The sequence below is a fragment of the Vreelandella halophila genome, from assembly GCF_019903425.1.
In the GTDB taxonomy this organism is placed as follows: domain Bacteria; phylum Pseudomonadota; class Gammaproteobacteria; order Pseudomonadales; family Oleiphilaceae; genus Halospina; species Halospina halophila.
Map to the genome: position 1 here is coordinate 1,042,265 of NZ_JACHUZ010000013.1, position 18,281 is coordinate 1,060,545.

General features: G+C 62.4%; 17 protein-coding genes and 1 pseudogene. 13 read left to right on the top strand and 5 right to left on the bottom strand.

The window, feature by feature from the left end:
* The first annotated feature begins 41 nt into the window (after positions 1-41).
* From H4I92_RS09230 to H4I92_RS09250, 5 genes are all read left to right on the top strand, one after another.
* A complete protein-coding gene (locus tag H4I92_RS09230) occupies positions 42-251 on the top strand; it encodes an addiction module protein (protein WP_077530305.1) in 210 nt (69 codons plus the stop codon).
* Positions 248-514, top strand: coding sequence for a type II toxin-antitoxin system RelE/ParE family toxin (locus tag H4I92_RS09235; RefSeq protein ID WP_077530306.1), 267 nt, complete (start codon positions 248-250; stop codon positions 512-514). The genes H4I92_RS09230 and H4I92_RS09235 overlap by 4 nt, the downstream gene beginning before the upstream one ends.
* Positions 511-714 (top strand): hypothetical protein, encoded by a 204-nt coding sequence (locus tag H4I92_RS09240; protein WP_077530307.1) that lies wholly within the window; start codon positions 511-513, stop codon positions 712-714. Before H4I92_RS09235 ends, H4I92_RS09240 begins: the two co-directional genes overlap by 4 nt.
* Before the next feature lie 144 nt (positions 715-858).
* Entirely contained in the window at positions 859-1,848 is a 990-nt protein-coding gene (locus H4I92_RS09245) for an aldo/keto reductase (protein WP_077530308.1), read from the top strand.
* 102 nt (positions 1,849-1,950) lie between these two features.
* Positions 1,951-2,280 (top strand): rhodanese-like domain-containing protein, encoded by a 330-nt coding sequence (locus H4I92_RS09250; RefSeq protein ID WP_077530309.1) that lies wholly within the window; start codon positions 1,951-1,953, stop codon positions 2,278-2,280.
* Positions 2,281-2,344: 64 nt separating this feature from the next.
* Here the strand turns inward: H4I92_RS09250 and H4I92_RS09255 are convergent, their stop codons facing one another.
* Complete coding sequence (locus H4I92_RS09255) at positions 2,345-2,542, bottom strand: DUF1127 domain-containing protein (protein WP_077530310.1); 198 nt, start codon at positions 2,540-2,542, stop codon at positions 2,345-2,347.
* Between the two features lie 133 nt (positions 2,543-2,675).
* Between H4I92_RS09255 and H4I92_RS09260 the strand changes: the two genes are divergently transcribed.
* On the top strand, positions 2,676-3,275 hold the full coding sequence (locus tag H4I92_RS09260) for a TetR/AcrR family transcriptional regulator (RefSeq protein WP_077530311.1): 600 nt from the start codon (positions 2,676-2,678) through the stop codon (positions 3,273-3,275).
* A gap of 31 nt (positions 3,276-3,306) precedes the next feature.
* Here H4I92_RS09260 and H4I92_RS09265 read toward each other — a convergent pair whose 3' ends face one another.
* Genes H4I92_RS09265 through H4I92_RS09275 form a run of 3 tightly spaced genes read right to left on the bottom strand, consistent with a single transcriptional unit; the run spans position 3,307 to position 9,900 of the window.
* Positions 3,307-8,352, bottom strand: coding sequence for a diguanylate cyclase domain-containing protein (locus tag H4I92_RS09265; protein ID WP_077530312.1), 5,046 nt, complete (start codon positions 8,350-8,352; stop codon positions 3,307-3,309).
* Between the two features lie 22 nt (positions 8,353-8,374).
* Positions 8,375-9,085 (bottom strand): hypothetical protein, encoded by a 711-nt coding sequence (locus tag H4I92_RS09270; protein ID WP_077530313.1) that lies wholly within the window; start codon positions 9,083-9,085, stop codon positions 8,375-8,377.
* An 11-nt stretch (positions 9,086-9,096) separates the two neighbouring features.
* Positions 9,097-9,900 carry a gamma-glutamylcyclotransferase family protein gene (locus H4I92_RS09275; protein WP_077530314.1) on the bottom strand — a complete coding sequence of 268 codons (804 nt, stop codon included), beginning with the start codon at positions 9,898-9,900 and terminating at the stop codon, positions 9,097-9,099.
* Positions 9,901-10,237: 337 nt separating this feature from the next.
* On the opposite strand from H4I92_RS09275, the gene H4I92_RS09280 reads away from it, so the two are divergent.
* Both H4I92_RS09280 and dbpA read left to right on the top strand, forming a co-directional pair.
* Positions 10,238-10,675, top strand: coding sequence for a methyltransferase domain-containing protein (locus H4I92_RS09280; RefSeq protein WP_179105673.1), 438 nt, complete (start codon positions 10,238-10,240; stop codon positions 10,673-10,675).
* A 24-nt stretch (positions 10,676-10,699) separates the two neighbouring features.
* Positions 10,700-12,073, top strand: a pseudogene (dbpA, locus tag H4I92_RS09285) (ATP-dependent RNA helicase DbpA).
* A 9-nt stretch (positions 12,074-12,082) separates the two neighbouring features.
* Here dbpA and H4I92_RS09290 read toward each other — a convergent pair.
* Complete coding sequence (locus tag H4I92_RS09290) at positions 12,083-13,195, bottom strand: DUF2855 family protein (protein WP_077530316.1); 1,113 nt, start codon at positions 13,193-13,195, stop codon at positions 12,083-12,085.
* Positions 13,196-13,406: 211 nt separating this feature from the next.
* Here H4I92_RS09290 and H4I92_RS09295 point away from each other — a divergent pair, with 211 nt between their 5' ends.
* The 5 genes from H4I92_RS09295 (at position 13,407) to H4I92_RS09315 (ending at position 18,279) form a co-directional block, all read left to right on the top strand.
* Complete coding sequence (locus H4I92_RS09295; RefSeq protein ID WP_077530317.1) at positions 13,407-14,240, top strand: hypothetical protein; 834 nt, start codon at positions 13,407-13,409, stop codon at positions 14,238-14,240.
* An 80-nt stretch (positions 14,241-14,320) separates the two neighbouring features.
* Positions 14,321-16,000: an AAA family ATPase gene (locus H4I92_RS09300; protein WP_077530318.1), complete on the top strand. Its 1,680-nt coding sequence runs from the start codon at positions 14,321-14,323 to the stop codon at positions 15,998-16,000.
* Between the two features lie 9 nt (positions 16,001-16,009).
* Positions 16,010-16,723: a general secretion pathway protein GspB gene (locus H4I92_RS09305; protein ID WP_077530319.1), complete on the top strand. Its 714-nt coding sequence runs from the start codon at positions 16,010-16,012 to the stop codon at positions 16,721-16,723.
* Between the two features lie 137 nt (positions 16,724-16,860).
* Positions 16,861-17,217 carry a hypothetical protein gene (locus H4I92_RS09310; RefSeq protein WP_077530320.1) on the top strand — a complete coding sequence of 119 codons (357 nt, stop codon included), beginning with the start codon at positions 16,861-16,863 and terminating at the stop codon, positions 17,215-17,217.
* Between the two features lie 96 nt (positions 17,218-17,313).
* Positions 17,314-18,279, top strand: coding sequence for a zinc-binding metallopeptidase family protein (locus H4I92_RS09315; protein ID WP_077530321.1), 966 nt, complete (start codon positions 17,314-17,316; stop codon positions 18,277-18,279).
* Positions 18,280-18,281: the final 2 nt, after the last annotated feature.

Consider the following 18,281-nt stretch of genomic DNA (forward strand, 5'->3'; position numbering starts at 1 on the left):
ACCTCTCCGGTGCGGTATCGTTGTGATCCAGGAGGTGTTTCATGAACCCAGGTATCAGAGATTTGCCCATAGACGAGCGTATTCAGCTCGTGGAAGACGTCTGGGACAGCATCGCTGAGGATCAGCAAAAGCTTGAGTTGACTCAGGCGCAGCGGGAAGAGCTGGATCTAAGGCTGAATGCTTATAAGCAGGATGGCCAATCAGGCAGTGATGCTGGAACAGTTCTGGAAGGGATACGCCGGAGACTATGACTTATAACGTTCGGATTCGTCCGGACGCCGAGAGGGATATTGAAGACGCAGCCCAATGGTATGAGTTGCAGCGCCAGGGATTGGGGCATGAATTCATGGATTCGGTGGAGCAGACACTGAATCGCATCAGTGAGAATCCTTCCCTTTACCCTGTCGTTCACAGAGACTCACGCCGAGCTCTGATCAGGAAATTTCCTTTTGGCGTTCACTATGTGGTTGCTGACGGCACGGTCGTGGTTATTGCTGTGTTGAGTTCGGTTTGATTCTGGGGATCTTTCGCCTTGGCGGTTATGACGTCGGGTTGTTGTTCCCGAGTGTGGCGAGACGCAATGGCTTCTATGAAATCGTGCGGGCGCTGCCTCCGAATCAGCGTTACCACCTGATCTTCCTTTTCATCGCAAATGTGGCGATGGTCACTTCGGGGGTGCTTGCCTGGGGGATGATTGAGTTCTTCAAGCTTTAAGTGGCAGCGAGGATTGAGATCAGCTGCATCCGGACTTTGAGTACACGGGGTTGAATTCTCCCGTCCTCCCACGCATGTCTCCAGTACGACGCATTCACAGCGCGGCCTTTGCGCCAGCTGATTTTCACGGCAACAGGAGGACGAATGGAGACGCACGCATTTGGCAACACAGACATTCAGGTCACACCCGTCGGGCTTGGGACCTGGGCCATTGGTGGCTGGATGTGGGGTGGTACGGACGAAGCCCAGTCCATCGACACCATCCACCGCGCCATCGATAAGGGCATTGGCCTGATTGATACGGCGCCGGTCTACGGCTTTGGGCGGTCCGAGGAGATCGTGGGCAAGGCGCTGGCCGACGGTCGTAGGGACCAGGTGGCGCTGGCCACGAAAGTGGCCCTGAACTGGAACGATGACCACGACCAGATCTGGCGGGATGCGAGTGCGTCGCGCATTGAGCAGGAAGTGGAGGATTCCCTGAAGCGTCTCCAGACGGACCGGATCGATATTTACCAGGTCCATTGGCCGGATCCGGAGACGCCTATGGAGGAGACTGCCCGGGCGCTGGAAAAGCTCTACCAGGCGGGGAAGATCCGCGCCCTTGGTGTCAGCAACTTCACCCCGGCGCAGATGGACGAGCTGCAGAAGACGGTGCCCCTGCACGCACTGCAGCCCCCCTATAACCTGTTTGAGCGGGACATTGAGCAGGAGGTCCTTCCGTACTGCCGGGAAAACGGCATCGCGACCATTACCTACGGCGCCCTGTGCCGGGGCCTGCTGACGGGCAAGATGCGGGAGGATACCCAGTTCAATGGTGACGACCTGCGCAATAACGACCCGAAGTTCCAGGGCGAACGCTATCGCCAGTACCTGAACGCCGTGGCGGAACTGGATCGGTTCGCCCGCGAGCGGTACCAGAAGAACGTCCTAGCGCTGGCGCTTCGCTGGCTGGTGGATCAGCCCGGTGTGACGACGGCGCTCTGGGGTGCCAGGAGACCGGAGCAGCTGGATCCGGTCGGTGAGATCGAGGGCTGGTCACTGGATAAGGAAGCGATGACTGCCATCGATGAGATCCTAGCCCGTTGCATCGATGATCCCGTTGGGCCTGAATTTATGGCGCCGCCGGCTGGGTGACTGGCCCGGCACCCCGGGCGCGGTTCCCTGCGATCAGGTGCTGCGATATCTTGGATGGTGGGGGCTTACTACTGAAACCCAAAGGCGAGGAGGGCACAGGTGATGAGAACGTCTGGATCGGTGAAGGCTGTTCTGATGGGTCTGGCACTGATGCTTACGCCCGTGCTGGCGCAGGCTGAGCCCGTTTGGATCGATGTGCGGACGAAAGCGGAACATCGCGAGAATCACATTGATAGCGATCCGCTTATTCCGCACACGAAAATTGTTTCGCAGGTCACCGAGCACTTTCCGGATAAGGATACGGAGATCAACCTGTACTGTGTTGCGGGCACAAGGGCCGGCAAAGCGAAAGCAGCTCTGGAAAGGGCGGGCTACACCAATGTGAAAAACCAGGGTGGCATTTCAGATGTGCGGCAGGCGCGTGATCTGTAAGAGACCCCAGGAAGCTGGCCCATCTGCGTTGAACGACCATCCACCCCGGAACGACCGTTCCTGGTCAGTGGACATCATGACGGGACAGCCCGATATCGCATAGGAGCTTGTCATCCAGTGATGCCAGATCTCGTTTCACGGATTGATGAATCCGTTGGTTGCGAAGGTATCTGATCCTGTAGGCCAGTTGCAGCAGCCAGGAATCGATCCAGTCAACGCCTTTGAGGCCATCGTCTGGTTTATCCCAGCGTTCCGGGGTCATTATCGAATGCTTTCCGCTCAATCCCATGCCGGACTCCCCTCTAAAAGTATACTGACCGGTGAGGTTACTTTGTTTAAATTAATCACACCGGTTGGTATAGTGTCAAGCACGTCAGGAGAAAGGGGATTGCCCATTGTCGGAACCACAGGAGCAGCTGACGCCGGCTGCTGAGCGGATTCTGGAAGCGGCCTCGGATCTGTTCTACTGGCACGGCATCCGTGCCGTGGGCATGGAGGCGATTGCGAAGGCGGCCGGGGTCACCAAGAAGACCATCTTTGACCGGTTTGGCTCAAAGGACACGCTGATCGTCGAATATCTGCGCAGACGGGATCGACGGTGGCGCAGGCGGATGTTGGAAGTCCTGGACCAGGTCTCCGAGGAGCATCCTGAACATAAGCTGCTGGCGACCTTTGATGCGTTGAGCGCTTGGGTGCGTGACGAGAACCCGCGAGGTTGCGCGTTCATTAATGCCTACTCGGAGATCGGGGACCGGGAGCATCCGGCCATGGATGTGATCACGGGGCAGAAGCAGTGGCTCATCGGGTTGTTGCGGGAACTCGCTGACGCAGCAGGGGCCCGCGACCCTGAGGCCCTGACGAGTAAGCTCATGGTTCTGCACGAAGGGATTACGGTTATGAATTCGATCCAGCTGTCGGCTGATCCGATCGGTGCGGGCAGGGACGCGGCTGTTACGGTGATCCGGGCTGAGCTGCCGGATGCCTCAGCGTTCTAGGTGTTGCAGGTGAAGCCAGACGCCAGTGCCACTACTCGGCAAGGTGAATGCGATTCCGCCCGTTCTGTTTGGCTTTGTAGAGGGCTTCGTCCGCCGCAAACACCAGTGCCTCGACGCTGCCCTGTTCATCCGGGATGGTGGTGGCGCTGCCCACGCTGATGGTGACGTGGTCGCCGGTGGTGGCGTGGGCGTGCTCGAGCGCCAGCGCCTCGATGGCCTGACGGGCATTCTCCGCGACCTGCATGGCGCCGTTGCTGCCGGTATCGGGCAGGATCATCATGAATTCCTCCCCCCCGTAGCGGGCGACCATGTCGGAGGAGCGGCGCAGTTGACCCTGCAGGGTTTTTGCGACCTGGATCAGGCAGTCGTCTCCCTTCTGGTGGCCGTAGGCATCGTTGAAGCGCTTGAAGTCGTCCACATCAAGCATGATGACCGACAGCGGCTGAGGCTGGCGCCGCTGCCTGAGCCAGGTGTCCCTCAGGTAGGCATCGCCGGAGCGGCGGTTGGGAACGCCGGTCAGGCCGTCCCGGTCCGCCAGTCGTTGCAGTTCCGCGTTGAGTGACTCCAGCTCGGCGGTGCGTTCGGCCACCTTGTCTTCCAGGTGATGGGAATAGTCCTGGACCTGGGTGTAGAGGCGGGCGTTTTCGATGGCGACGGAGGCCTGGGCGGCCAGCAGCTGGATCAGTTCCACGCGGGCCTCGGTGAAGACGCCCTCGGCCAGGTTGTTTTCCATGTACACGGCTGCCTCGAATCGCTCGCGCTGGATGGGAGCGCAGAGCACGGAGCGGGGCTGGAGCTGGCGCGTGTACGGGTCGTTGGCGAAGGCGCCCTCGTGGGTGGCGTTGTGCAGGACAATCGCCTCGTTCCGCTGGAACACCTCGCTGATAATGCTCATGGGCAGCGGAATCCGGTTGCCCTGGGGGTCACTCAACAGGAAGGGGGCCGGGAGACTGGCCTTTGGCAGGCCCTGTTCCGGTTGGGTGGCCGCCTCGACCACATAGTGGCCCTCGTACCGCACGACGATGCAGCCCCACTGCCCGCCCGCGTTCTGCAGCAGAATGGCGAGCGTTTTCTGGAGCAGCTGGTCCAACACGATTTCGCCGGAGATTTCGCGGGAAGCCCGCATGACGGAGGCCAGATCCAGGTCGGAAAAGTCGCTTCCCGGGGGGGTGGCGTTCGTCGGGCCGAGATCACGGAGGACCGGAAATTCCTTCTCCAGCAGCTCGACCTTGCGCAGGGCGCCCCAGCGGTTGTACAGGCCAAGCGCACCGCGCAGGTAGCCCTCCGCCGAGCGCTTTCGGCCCAGCGCCAGGAGATGGCGCGCGGCCCGCTCGTAAGCGGTGGCCTCATCCCGCAGAAACCCGCTCGCCGTTGCCGCATCAATCGCGGCGTCGTAGTGGGTCAGTGCGGTGTCGTGCTCTCCATCGAGGCGCGCCAGTTCCGCCGTCATCAACCATTGCAGATGCCGGAAGTTGGCGTCGCAGTTGTCGGCCCAGCGGGTCATGCGGGCCAGGTCCTGGTCCAGCCGTTCGCGCGTGGCCGCTTGCTCCTCCCTGTCCATCCCGGGGTACAGGGTGGTAAGCGTGAGGTTGGCAATGATGTAGAACCGCGCCAGCTGGGGGAGGGACATGGCGGATCGGATCAGTTCGTCCTGTTTCCGCACGAAGTGCAGGGCCTGCTCGTAGTGGCCGTGGAGCAGGTTGATTTCGGCGCTGTAGATGGTGTGGTTGGCAATGCCGGTCATGAAGCGGCGTTCGCTCATGGCTTCAAGGCACTGGTCGGCGTCGAAGTCGTCACTGCTGAGGCTGGTGGGGGATTCGGTATCGCCGATAATGTTGCGCTGCATCTGGAGGAAGAGCGTGCCAGAGTCCAGGGAGTCCTGGTAGGCGCATTCGCGGACGATCTCGAGGTTCTCCTCGTGCAGCTGGCGGGCCGTTTCCAGATCCATGCCCGGGTCCCAGATCACGCAGTCCTGGGCGCTGTAGGCCAGGTAGAGAAGGTCTCCCGATTGGTAGCCTGCTTCGATCCCCTTGCGGAACCAGGGGGTGAGGCTTGCCCAGTGATTGCTCCAGTGGTGGATGAACATGGCGTAGACGTAAATGACCCGGGCTTTCAGGCTGAGGTCGTCCAGCTTGTCGTTGATGGCCAGGCCCACCTGGCCGTACTGGTAGCCAAGGGCCGGTTCATCCAGCTCGCCGCACAGCAGCATGCCGTAGGCGGCATACGCAAAGGCGGACTCCGGGCAGTTGCCCCGGGCCAGCGCCAGGTTGACCGCCTTGAGCACGAGGTAGCTGAAGAGGTTGCTTCCGGAGAGGAAGGCGGCGGCGAAGATCTCCATCAGCAGTCGCATGGCGGTAAGGGTGCCGGGGTCATCGATGGTGGGGGCATCCACCAGGTCGGCGATCGCCCGGCCCGCCAGGCATTGCGTCACCCGCTGGCGTTCCCGGTCGATTTCTTCCCGGGTGGGGTGCTCGGTGAAATTGACGCCGAGCAGGGCCAGCCCCTCGATGGCGGCATGGATGGATTCGTTCATCCGGCCGAGCGTGGCCGTCTGCCGTGTGCGGGTCGCGAGTATGTTGGCCCGCTCAAGGGGCGACGCCGCATGGTATAGCATCACCTCGAGCCAGTTGTCGGCCTCGTCAATGCGCCCGGTCAGGTAGAGACAGAGCTGCATTTCCGTGGCCACTGACGCCATCAGTGACGGCATTTCGGTCCAGGCATCATCCGGCAGCAATTCCGTTGCGACGGTCAGGTAGTCCAGCGCGGATTGATAGGCCGAGGCTTTCCGGGCTCGGCGGCCGGCCCGCAGGTTCAGTTCGACCAGCTGCAGGCGTTCCCCGTTTGAGTCGATCAGCGACCGCCCCTGGTTGAGGTGATTGACGATGTCGATCAATTGGTCGCTGGCTGCTGTTCCATTGCCGTGGCTCAGCATCAGGCGACCCACCCTGAGGTGTATCCGCGTCAGTTCGTCCGTTTCGACAAGGTTGTAGGCCGCCTGCTGGACCCGGTCGTGCTGGAAGCGGTAGCTGGGATTAACATCAAGGTGCTCGTCCGGCTGGCTGGCGAGTCGGTAGTCATTGTGCAGTGGCAGCAGCGTGTACTGCTTGAGTGCGGGCTGCAGGGCCCGGGCAGTGTCGGCGACCGAGTGTTCGTTGATGGTGGCGAGGGTTCGCAGGCTGAAGGTGTTGCCGATACAGGCCGCCAGCTGCAGGACCTTCTGTGTGTCAGCCGGGAGCTGGCGCAGGCTTTCCAGCATGAAGGCGACCACATCCTGGCTGGCATCGTCCCAGTTGGCCTGGTCGAGTTGCCAGCACCACTCACCGCTCTCCGGGGCGCACCAGATCGCCCCCTGGGCGTGCAGATGGCGCAGCAGCTCATTGGTGAAGAAGGGGTTGCCATGGGCCCGGTGGAAGAGCATCGCGCTCAGTTCCCAGCTGGCGTAGACGCCGCAGCGAAGCGTATCCGCCACAAGTTGCGCTACCGAGTCCTGGTCCAGTGGTCCCACGGGGAGCTGGTGGAGGCGCTGGTGGCTGTCGAGGTCATCCAGCAGCAGCTGCAGGGGATGACCCGGGCCGACTTCGTTGCTTCGGTAGGCCCCGATCAGCAGCAGATGGCTCTGATCCCGGGCCGTGATGATCCGGCGCAACAGTTCGAGGGTCGGGGTGTCGCTCCATTGCAGGTCGTCCAGGAACAGCACAACGGGGTGGCCCTCGCCCGCGAATACCCGCAGGAAGGCCGTCAGGACCAGCTGCAGACGGTTGCGGTTCTCCGCCGGGGGCAGTTCCGGCACGGCGGGCTGCGCGCCGATGAGCAGAGCGAGTTCCGGCACCAGCTCGATCACCAGGGCCGCATTGGGGCGCAGGGCGTCGGTCAGCTGCGCCCGCCACTCGGCCCGTTTATGGTCGGGCTCAAGCAGTACCTGCTGGACCAGGGCGCGGAAGGTGGTCGCCAGGGTGGAGTAGGCCTCGCTGTTCTGGAACTGGTCGAACTTGCTCTGCACCAGGAAACCGCGCTCCCGGATCTGGTACCGGTCGATTTCGTTGACCAGCGCCGACTTGCCCACGCCGGAGTAGCCATGCACCAGGCAGAAGCGGGTCTGGCCGTTCACGGCCTGCTCGAAAAGGTCCAGCAGCGTCCTCAGTTCCTGTTCACGGCCGTAGAGTGACTGGTGCGTCAGGAACTTCTGGAGATGGTCCCGTTCGCCCGGGGTGAAAGCGGGCAGGGTCTCGCCCCGTTGCAGTGCGGTGGCGCAGCGGGAGAGGTCATGCAGCAGACCCTGGCTGCTCTGGTAGCGCTCATCCGGGGACTTGGCCAGAAGCTTGAGGATAATGGCGGACAGGGCTTCGGGAATGTCCGGCTGCAATGTATTCGGGGCCGGTGGCAGATGACTGATGTGGTGGTAGACCCACTCCAGCGTGGTGTCGGCGCTGAACGGGGGTCGGCCGGTCAGCAGTTCAAACAGCAGTATGCCCAGCGAGTAGTAGTCCGAACGATAGTCGAGACTGCGGTTCATTCGCCCGGTCTGTTCGGGGGAGATGTAGGGCAACAGCCCGTCCAGGTGGCCAGCCAGGTCCGTGGCCTGATGTTCCTGCCCCAGCTCGGACGCGATGCTGAAACCGGTCAGGACCAGTGCATCGCTACGGCTGTCGATGAGCACATTATGGGGCGTGATGGCCTTATGGATGATGTCCCGGGCATGGATATCGCCCAGGATGGACGCCAGGTCCCGGGCAACGGCCAATACCTCCGGCACCGGCAGACGTTTTTCCGGGGCATGGTTCAGTCGGGAGGCCAGGGATTGGTCGAACAGTTCCGTGATGAGCGCGAGGTTACCGCTGCCGTGGGCAAGTGTCTGGTTGATTCGGCGGATTCCGTCCACGCCTTCGAGGCGGTCGGTGATCCCGGCTTCATGATGGAGCGCGGCCACCTGCCTGCGGTCGGGGTAATCCGTATCCAGGGTCTCGATGGTGACCGGGGCTCCGTCGGAGAGGCGTTGCCCGCGAAATGCAATCCGCCCTGTGTTCCGCCACAGGCAGGAAAGAACGGAGTAGCCGGGGAGCTGGATCGTGCTCTGCATCAGGGGCCTCTACCCTCCCGGCTCAAGCCGGGAACAGACGGTCAATAGTCGCGCTGAATGCTTCGTGGGCATTGTCCCGCAGGGGCTCGCCATGAGCGCAGAGCGCATGCCGAAACGTCAGGTTTCTGAGGCGATGGAAGTCTCCAGCCTCGGGTTCGGCGGCCTGCATCCAGACCGGGCCGATATTGGCCGGTGTGAAGAAGCCCATGCCCTCCATGCGTTCGCGCGAGGCATCGCAGAAGTGCTCGTCGGCATGCAGCCAGTTCTGCAGGGCGTCGCAGGCGATCAGGATGCCACCATCCCGATCGAGGTGGAGAACGCTCTCGGGGATATTGCTGGTCCGGAAACGGAACAGTGAGCCCTCCCTGATGGGCAGCGATGGAGTCTGGCTCAGGGGCCGGGCTGCCTCGTCTTCTGTCTCAAGACCGGGCGTGACCCAGTAGTCTGCCTGGTAACGATCCAGGTAAAAGGCATCGTCACGCCCGTGAAGTGCACCAAGGCGAACCACATCCGTGACCCGGCCCAGCTGGTCGAGCGCGGCGAGACCGTCATCATCCAACCGGACAGTGTTGATCAGGATCAGGCGCTCCCCCTCCCGGACGATGATCATGTTGCGGCTGAAGCGCCAGTCCAGACCCATCAGTACGGTCTCCATGGCACCGCTGACGATGAACACATCCGCGAATGCTTCATCGATGGCGCCGTGTGGCAGCGCGGGCGGGAAAGAGGGCATGGCGTCAGTCCTCAGTCGTTGTGGTAGCTGTAATGGCCAATGTAGCGATACTCCCTGGCGTACTCATGCAGATAGGCATTGAGGTAGTGTCTCTGGGCCTGGTTGAGGCGTCCTGCCCGGATGTCGTCCATGGTTTCGTCGGCATGGCTGCTGTCCAGTCGTTTCAGGTGGAACAGTGTCATGTCCTTTCCACCCAGAAATCCCTTGAGGTAGTCATGCATGGGCCGTGCCGCCGACATGTCGAACACGGCGCCATATAGAGCAGTATAGAAGGGATGTTCAGCCAGTGAGTGCCTGTCGAAGGTCGGATGGGACCCCGGCGGGGGTGAGAATTCGGGGTAATGGCTGACCGGGTGGGTCGGGTGGCTGGCCAGGAACTGGATATACGTCTCATCCAGAGCCGCTTCTCGTGCCCCGTCCAGCAGTATGTTCAGGTAGCGTTGGCCTGGCCGGCAGCTGTCGTCAATGAACCGGGGCATGCCCACATAGGCCAGCGCTGCAATACGCTCCCGGTTCCCGCCCGCAGGTTCCACGGCCACCTCGATCCGGTCATAGCCATGGCCGTAGGCCTCTGCCTCGTCCAGAAGCCCAAGCGCCTCGTCGGGGCATTCATGGAGCACGCCGAGCACGCGGTCCTGTGGAGCGCCAGTCCGTTCGATATTGCCGACGCCACCCTCATGGCGGAAGAAGTGCCGCACGTTGAAACGCAGCCGCCAGCCGTACAGGGCAGCACGTTGTGAGGATAGGGGCTCCACACTCTTGGCTCGGAGCGAGCGCAGGCTCATGTTGGAGCCGAAGCCAAAGTAGTAAAACATACAGACGGGGGAACGGGCTGGAGGGCGGGTCGACTTTGGGCCAGCCCCGGTGCCGGTACCCTTTAGTCCTGATTGGGCCAAGAGTCTCGAATATACACCGCCCTTCGAGTGATGGATAGCGGGCTGACCGTGATTTTACATACGGGGTTCAGATACCTCGGCATCCCTTATTAGGACGCTAGGATGACAGGGTCAGGATCAATCCTTGATCGGGCCACGTTCTCCGCACCCTGAACATCAGTGATCGTCATCCAGCCTTCCATGGACGCCACCAGTGGTGCCCAGAGACCCGCAAAACGTTGCATGAGCGCGGCCGCAGCAGCATCTGGAAGGCCTCGTGTTCCGGCCGGTAGGCGGGGTCGTTGGCAGTGAACACGTACTGGAAGCGGAAGGTCTGGACAACGTTGTGCTTCAGGAAGGTGACGTGACAAGCCCCGGCTTATCGAAAGGGACCTTCGATCTCGTTCATTCGCGATTCCTTCTGCCGCATGTGGACTCCCCCTTAACCGTTTTGCAGACCATGGTCGAACTGGCGAAGCCCGGCGGTATTATCGCCTCCCAGGAAAACGACCACAGCTCCTGGAGCTTCTACCCGCACTGCCAGGAATGGGCTGAATTGCTGGAACTCCTCGAGAAGACTTTTGCCCTCCGCGGTGATATCAACATCGGGCGGCGGACCTTCCACATGCTGAAGGACTGCGGGTTTGAAAATGTGCGGATTCGGACCTCTGTCCAGGCTCGGGGATCTCCTTTATCCTGCGCCTCCATCGCATAATCCAAGGAACCCACGTTGAGCCAGATGTCTTTTTCCACCCTGGGGCTGCAGCCGGCGCTGCTTGAGAGCCTGTCGTCGCTGGGCTACGAGACCATGACGCCGGTCCAGGCGCAGAGCCTGCCGCCCATCCTGGCGGGGCAGGACGTCATCGGGCAGGGCAAGACTGGTTCGGGTAAGACCGCGGCCTTTGGTCTGGGGCTGTTGAACCGGCTCGATCCCGAGCGCTTTCAGGTTTAGGCCCTGGTGCTTTGCCCCACGCGGGAGCTGGCGGATCAGGTCGCGCGGGAGATCCGCCGGCTTGCCCGGGCGACGGCCAACGTGAAGGTGCTGACCCTGTGCGGTGGCATGCCCATTGGGCCGCAGATTGGCTCGCTGGAACACGGCGCCCACATCATCGTGGGCACGCCGGGGCGGATTGAGGATCACCTGCGCAAGCGCACCCTCGACCTGAGCCGACTGGAAACCCTGGTGCTGGATGAAGCGGACCGGATGTTCGACATGGGGTTCGAGTCCGCCCTTGAGGCGATTTTCGGGAGTGTTCCGGGCAAGCGCCAGAACCTGCTCTTCAGCGCCACCTTCCCCGAGCCGATCCAGACCGTTGCGGAACGCCACATGCACAATCCGGTTCGGGTTCAGGTGGAAGACAGTCATGACGACAGCAGTATCCACCAGCACTTCATCCGCCTGCCGGATGAGCAGCAACGCATGACCGCGTTGCGCCTGCTCCTTCTGCAGCTCCGGCCGGACGCCGCCGTGGTCTTCTGCAATACCAAGCGCGATACCCGGGATCTGGCGGATGAGCTCTGCCGGCACGGCTTTGATGCCCTGGCCCTGCACGGGGATCTGGAGCAGAAGGAGCGCGACCAGACCCTGGTGCGCTTCGCGAACCAGAGCGCCTCGATCCTGGTGGCCACGGACGTGGCGGCCCGGGGGCTGGACATTGACGCGCTGGACGCGGTGTTCAACTACCACATCGCCCGTGACAGCGACGCCCACACGCACCGCATCGGCCGCACGGGCCGCGCCGGGGAGCAGGGCAGCGCCTACACCCTGTATACCGAGAAAGAGAGCCATAAGGTGGTCCGGCTGGAGGCTGAGCTGGGCCTGAGCATTGAGCCCGAGTCACTGCCGCCGTCCGAACGGCTTGAGGAGCGCGCCTACAAGGCGCCGATGGTGACGCTGCAGATTGATGGTGGCCGGAAGCAAAAGGTCCGCCCCGGCGATGTGCTCGGGGCCCTTACCGGCGACAACGGGATTGCCGGTAAGCAGGTCGGTAAGATCGATATCGCCGAGAACTGGGCCTATGTGGCAGTGGCACGCGAGGCGGCCAAGCCCGCCCTGCAGAAACTGCGTGACGGCAAACTGAAAGGCCGCTCATTCCGGGTCAGGGCGATCTAGGCCGGCACCCTAGGGCGCCAGCGTCAGAATCAATCCCTGCTCCGGACTGACGCGCCCTTCCAGCGTATCCTCATACGCCCGGGCCACGTTGTCTGCACCCTGAACATCAGTGATCGTCATCCACCCCTCCATGGACGCCACCAGTGGTGCCCAGAGGCCCGCAAAACGTTGCATGAGCGCGGCCGTGCCGTATTCTCCGGCGGCCTCTTCCCAGTATTTCGGCGCGAAGAACAGCTCCGGTTTCGGCCCGGGCAGGCCCTTGCTGCCGCCACGCTGATCCCAGTGGGAGGCGCCGACCAGAGAGCTGAACTGAAGCTGGTCCCGGAAGTGCTCGTGCAGCCGTTGAAGCACCTGGCCGTTGCCGGCGAAATCCACGGACACGCTCGCTTCGCCCGCATCCAGCGTTTCAAGCTCGTCGTAGCCGATCACCCGGTCGTAGTAACCCAGCCTGCGCACGAACTCGACATTGCCGGGCGAGGTCAGGGCGGTCAGCACTTTCGGCTGGCCGCGGCTTTCACGCTGATGGTTGAGCATGAAGGCCAGCCCCAGGGCGGTTTTGCTCGAGGCACTGGTCAGGATGACCTGTTCCGCCCCGAAGCAATCCTGCCGCGCCATGAAGTCATCCAGCAGGAAAGAGGTCACCAGTAGTGGGCGCAGCAGCATCTGGAAGGCTTCGTGTTCCGGCCGGTAGGCGGGGTCGTTGGCGGTGAACACGTACTGGTTGTAGATGCCCGGCAGGTCTGTGCGGTGTGCAGCGACATCGGTAAAGCCGCTCTTGCTGAGCCGACCTGGTTCAACCCTGAGCTGGCGCGCCATAGGCAGGTAACCGTAAACCCGCGTGCCTTCGGTGACCTCTGGATGCCGTGAGGCAGCCACATCCGCGAATCCCCAGACCGGGATCTGGCCCCAGGGGTGCTCTGCAGGGAAGAAGTCCCAGTACTTGAAGGCGTCGCCCAGGGCCGCGTAGGTGATGTTGTTGGCGGTAAAGGAGAACCGGTCAATCGCCAGCAGCACCTCGCCTTCGGTCAGGTCTTCGGGCTGGATGGGGTCACGCTCCAGAACGGTATGCTCGTGGAGGTTCTCGCGGTTGACCACAAAGGTGGTGTTGGAGGAAACAGTCATTGTTGGCGCCTTCGGGAGTCAGTCAGAAGTAACAGTCCAGTGTTGTTAATGACCAGCCTACTCATGTTCGTGCGATGGGCCCAATTCAGTTTTTTATGGCCAAGTATGAGAACGGCTGATTGCCGGTGCGGGCATCACTCACTGGTGTGGTATCCAGCATCAGACAAGGTAGGTTATTCTCTGGACATTACGTAAAGGAATACAGACCGCCATGGTATGGGAACGCTTCCACCACATCTGCCGGCGCTCCCTTGCGCCGCTGCGGCCAGGCGAGCCTGTGGCGGCGCGGATCAAGGCGATTGAGGCCGACCCGGACACGGCGTTCTATGGAGCGCGGTTGAAGCCCGGGACGCTGCCGCGCCGGATTCTCGACAGGATCAGCGAGGATCCGAATCAGGAGCGCGCCCTCCGCCTCCTTCAGTTCTACGCCAGCCTCGACCTGGCGGCAGAGCCGGTCGAACCCCTGCGGCTGAGGCGTATCGCCCGTTATCTGGTCTGGATGGCGGTGCTGTCCGCCGCGCTCTTCGGTATCTACCAATTTCTCATGCAGTCCCCTTTCCGGCCCCTGTCCGAGGAGGCTCTTCAGGCCACAACGTCCTCTCTCGTTGCGCTGCTCAGTGAATACAGTGCGGTGGTCGCGCTCGTTGCCGCCGTGTTGCTGGGGGTGGGGCTGGTGCTGGGCCGCGTCCTGAGGGGGCTGGCTGACTGGCCGTCCGGGCGGGGCAGGGGCGGGCTGATCTGTCTGCTGGCATTCCCCAGGGCGAGTGCCCTTTACGCCGACCTGGAGGCGGCTGTTCTCTTTCCCCTGGGGCCGGAGGCGGTGGACGGGAAATCGAAAGTCGCCGCGCACCTGTGGAAGCTGGAGGAGGAGGGGGTCGATATCCGGGATGAGATAACGGCACTGGTCCGCTCCCGGCAGCGTGCCCTGGTCGAGGTCTGTGAGAAGCAGATCTGCGTGCTGTATACCGTCTGCGTTCTTGTGGTTGCGGCCACCATCGCTCTGTTTCTGCTCGGTGTCTTTCCGCCGATATTCCGGCTGGCGTGAATGCAGTACACGACACCCGGGCGTTCCTGCGTTATTTTGTGCTTTTCCCAGGTCCGTTGATCGACTGACAGCAGAACGCCATGTATAACGATTTCTTCGGGTTCCGCGAGTCGCCTTTCACCATCGCGCCCGATCCCCGCTACCTCTACCTCAGCGAACGCCACAAGGAGGCGTTGGCGCATCTGCTGTATGGGGTTTCCGGGCAGGGCGGGTTCGTAGTGCTGACCGGGGAGGTGGGCACAGGGAAGACGACGCTGTGCCGGCGGTTCCTGGAAGAGATCCCGGAGAACGTGGATATCGCGTTGGTATTCAATCCGAAGGTCAGTGCCCGGGAGCTTCTGGCGACCATCGGCCGCGAACTCGGCCTTCCGGAAGTCAGCCGGTCCTCGACCATGGAGATGATCAACCAGCTTAACGACTACCTCCTGAAGGCCCATGCCGAGGGCCGGCATACGCTGGTGGTGATCGATGAGGCCCAGAACCTCTCGGCGGACGTTCTGGAACAGGTGCGGCTGTTGACGAACCTGGAGACCTCGGAGAAGAAGCTTGTCCAGGTGGCCCTTCTTGGCCAGCCCGAGCTGGCAGCCCTGCTGGACAGTCCCCGGCTCCGCCAGCTCTCCCAGCGCATTACCGCCCGCTACCACCTGGACCAGCTGAGCCGCAGGGAAACCTACAACTACATCGCCTACCGCCTGTCCGTGGCCGGCCAGAAGGGCACCATCTTCAGCAGGCGTGCCCTGGCGGCGGTCTACCGGCGCAGTCATGGCATTCCCCGGCTGATCAACCTGATCTGCGACCGCAGTCTGCTGGGCGCCTATACACGCAACTCCCTCATCATCAATGCCGCCACGGTCCGTCGTGCAGCGCGGGAGGTCCTTGGAGATGGCCGCGAGGGGTGGTTTCGTCCGGGCCGCTTTATCAAGGGCCGGCCGGGGTTCCAGCTGGGGGTGACCGTGTTTCTGCTCACGGTGGCCGCCGGCATGCTGGTGATGACAGCGACGGACGAAGTGGCTGAACGGGTGCCGGGGTTTGTCTCGGCTGGCATGGATGGCCCCATGGTTGCGGAAGCTGAAAAGAGGGCGGACGAAGGGCAGGTCAGGCGGGAAGCCAATCCGGGTACCACCCGGGAGTCTGATCTCTCCCTTGGTTCGCTGAGCTCCGATGCTTCACGCACACGGGCCTATAGGACCCTGTTCGATGTCTGGGGCTATGATTACCGCCCGAGTGAGCACGGTCAGGCCTGTGAATGGGGGCAGACACGCGGGCTGGGGTGTCTTCACCGGCAGGGTAACTGGAGCAGTCTGGCGGTCCTCGACCGACCCGCCGTTCTGGAACTGATCGATGAGCAGGGGGAGCCGGTGCACGCGGTTCTGCTGGCACTGGAGCCCGGCAGGGTACGGTTGGAAGTAAAAGGCGAACGGCAATGGGTCTCCCGGGAAGCCGTGGAAGAGGTCTGGTTCGGTGATTACTCGCTGCTCTGGCGCGTGCCGCCGTGGGAGTCCCGGCTGATCGAGCCCGGCAGTATCCAGGACCGGGAGCTCTGGCTGCGTCAGGCCCTGAGCAAGGCGGAGCAGGCCCTGTCACTGGTGCCCGAATCGCCCGATGGCGGGCTCGAGCCACGGATTATGGCCTTCCAGCGTCGGGAAGGGCTGCGGACGGACGGCGTGATCGGGCCGCTGACGCTCATCCGCCTTAACCACTACATGGGGCGTTCCGTTCCGACGCTTTCCAGTGCATCAACCGACCCGCTATCAGGCTGAGGCAGTCCCATGTCCTATATCCTGGATGCCCTGAAAAAATCCGAGGCCGAGCGCTCCAACACGGATCAGCATGAATCCGGTCCCCGCGTCTCCTTTGGGTCCACCCCGGGCAAACAGCGCGAGATCTGGCCCTACCTCCTGGCGGTGGCGCTGATGGCCAACGCCGCCGTCGTGGCTTACCTGGCATGGCCTGGATCCGGTCCGGGCAAGGATGCTGAAGTACCTGCTGAAGCAGTACCGGTGCCAGGCTCCCAGCCGGAGGCGCCAGCCCAGAAGAACGCGCGGGAGGAAAGCGAGGCATCTGAACCTGAAACAGCCAGTGCCGCCAAACTGTCTGGTGCCTCTTCCCCGGTTGCCGCTGAGGAGAATCCTCCGGCTTCATCCGCAGAGTCGACAGAAACCGGATCCGCAGAGACTGACCGGAACCCGCCGGAAGAAGTAACCTCACCGGACCAGACCGCGGAGGTCCCCGAAGACGTGCCACCAATTCATGATATGCCCCGCGCGGTTCAGCAGCGCGTTCCGGAGATGACGTTCAATGGCCACGTCTGGTCCTCCCGGTCATCCTCCCGAAGCGTCATGATCAACAACCGCCTGCTGCGCGAAGGCGCTCGTTTTCAGGGCCTGGTGATCGAGGAGATCACCACCGCCGGCGTGGTCTTCCGGATGGACGGGCATGTGTTCGAGATTGACGTTGTCCGGGACTGGCAGGGAGGCCCCTGAGGGTCACCGATATGGTGCGCGGTTTCCCAGAGTGGTGCAGAGAAACTGGCCCGCGCGCGCAAATGGCGGCGCTGCGGGGCAATCCCGCCGGGTATGATGATTGCATATTCTCCGGAAATCGCCGCCGGAGCAGTACCATGGACAAAAGCTGGCTCATGGATAGGCAGGTTGTCTCAATCATCAAGTCGATGCGTGCCCTGATTCGCTCGGAATTCGGGGACTCAGTGTCGCTGACCGATGATGGCCTGTTTGAACAGCTCAAAAGCTACTCCGATTCCTCTCGGAATCAGAAGCTGAAAGATCTTCAGGAACAGCTCGATTCGGCGACGCGCCAGGCTGGGTCAGAGTCCGAGGCCGCGCCAGAAACGCCTCAGAAGATCTATCGGGGACGGGTGGTGGCCTCCTCTGAGTTGCCTGACTCAGAGCCTTCCTCCCGAAAGGCGCAACGCACGGGCGATGTACGCATCTACAGAGGCCAGCGCGTTCTGACCTGACTGACTGTAAAGCGTTGGTCGTTGGGGTTGTGCTTATTGCGGAGAGTCCGTCTTTCCCTCACTCTGGCTGAAAACACCCCCCTGCTGGAGCCTCAAATGCGTGTTTTCGCCAATCCGGTCGGTGCCGGCAGCCTCTGGTTCGACAACCTTGCCACGGCTGACGGCACGCCCGTCGCCTATGACCCCCAGGCGCGTTCATTTCTACCGATGCCACCGTTCTGCGCCAACCGGGAGCGGATCGGGTGCAACTGGATTGCGCCGAAAGAAGGAGCCTTCTGTCGTTCCTGCGCCATGACCGAGCTGGCCCCGGACCCCTCCATTCCCGATGCCATCCCCAACTGGGCGCAGACCGAGGCAGCCAAACGCTGGGTGCTGGACAACCTAGGGCGCTGGCACTGGTTCCGGCCCGAGGACCCGGGCGCGCGGCCCGTGTTCCATCTGATTGCCGAAGGCGCGACGCCTGTTCCCATGGGACATGCCGGCGGTGTGGTGACCATCAGTGTGGCGGAGGTGGACCCGGTGCTCCAGACCACCCGCCGTGAGGCACTGGAGGAGCCCTACCGCACCATGGTCGGCCACATGCGCCATGAGATTGCGCACATGCTCTGGTGGCGGCTGAGCCTGCGCGAGGACTTCCTCGACGCATTCCGCGGCATGTTCGGTGACGAGCGGATTGATTACCAGGGAGCCCTTCAGTACCACTACGAGAATGGCCCGCCGGCGGAGTGGAAGCAGCATTACCTGACGAGTTATGCCTCCGCCCATCCCCATGAGGACTGGGCGGAAACGGCGGCGCACCTGCTGCACCTCACGGACATCGCGGACAGTTTCGTCGCCACGGGGCTGTCGTCGCCGCAGATCCCGCACCCCGGGTGGGACCCCTATTCGGAACCGGACCCTTACCGGCTGATCCAGATTGCTGCCTCGCTCACAGTGGGGGTAAACCACGTGAACCGTTCCATGGGGCTGTCGGACATCTATCCGTTCGTACTCTCGGATCATGCCCGCCATAAGCTGGCATTCGTGCACAACTGGCTGCGGCGTGGAGCCCAGGGGCTTTAAGC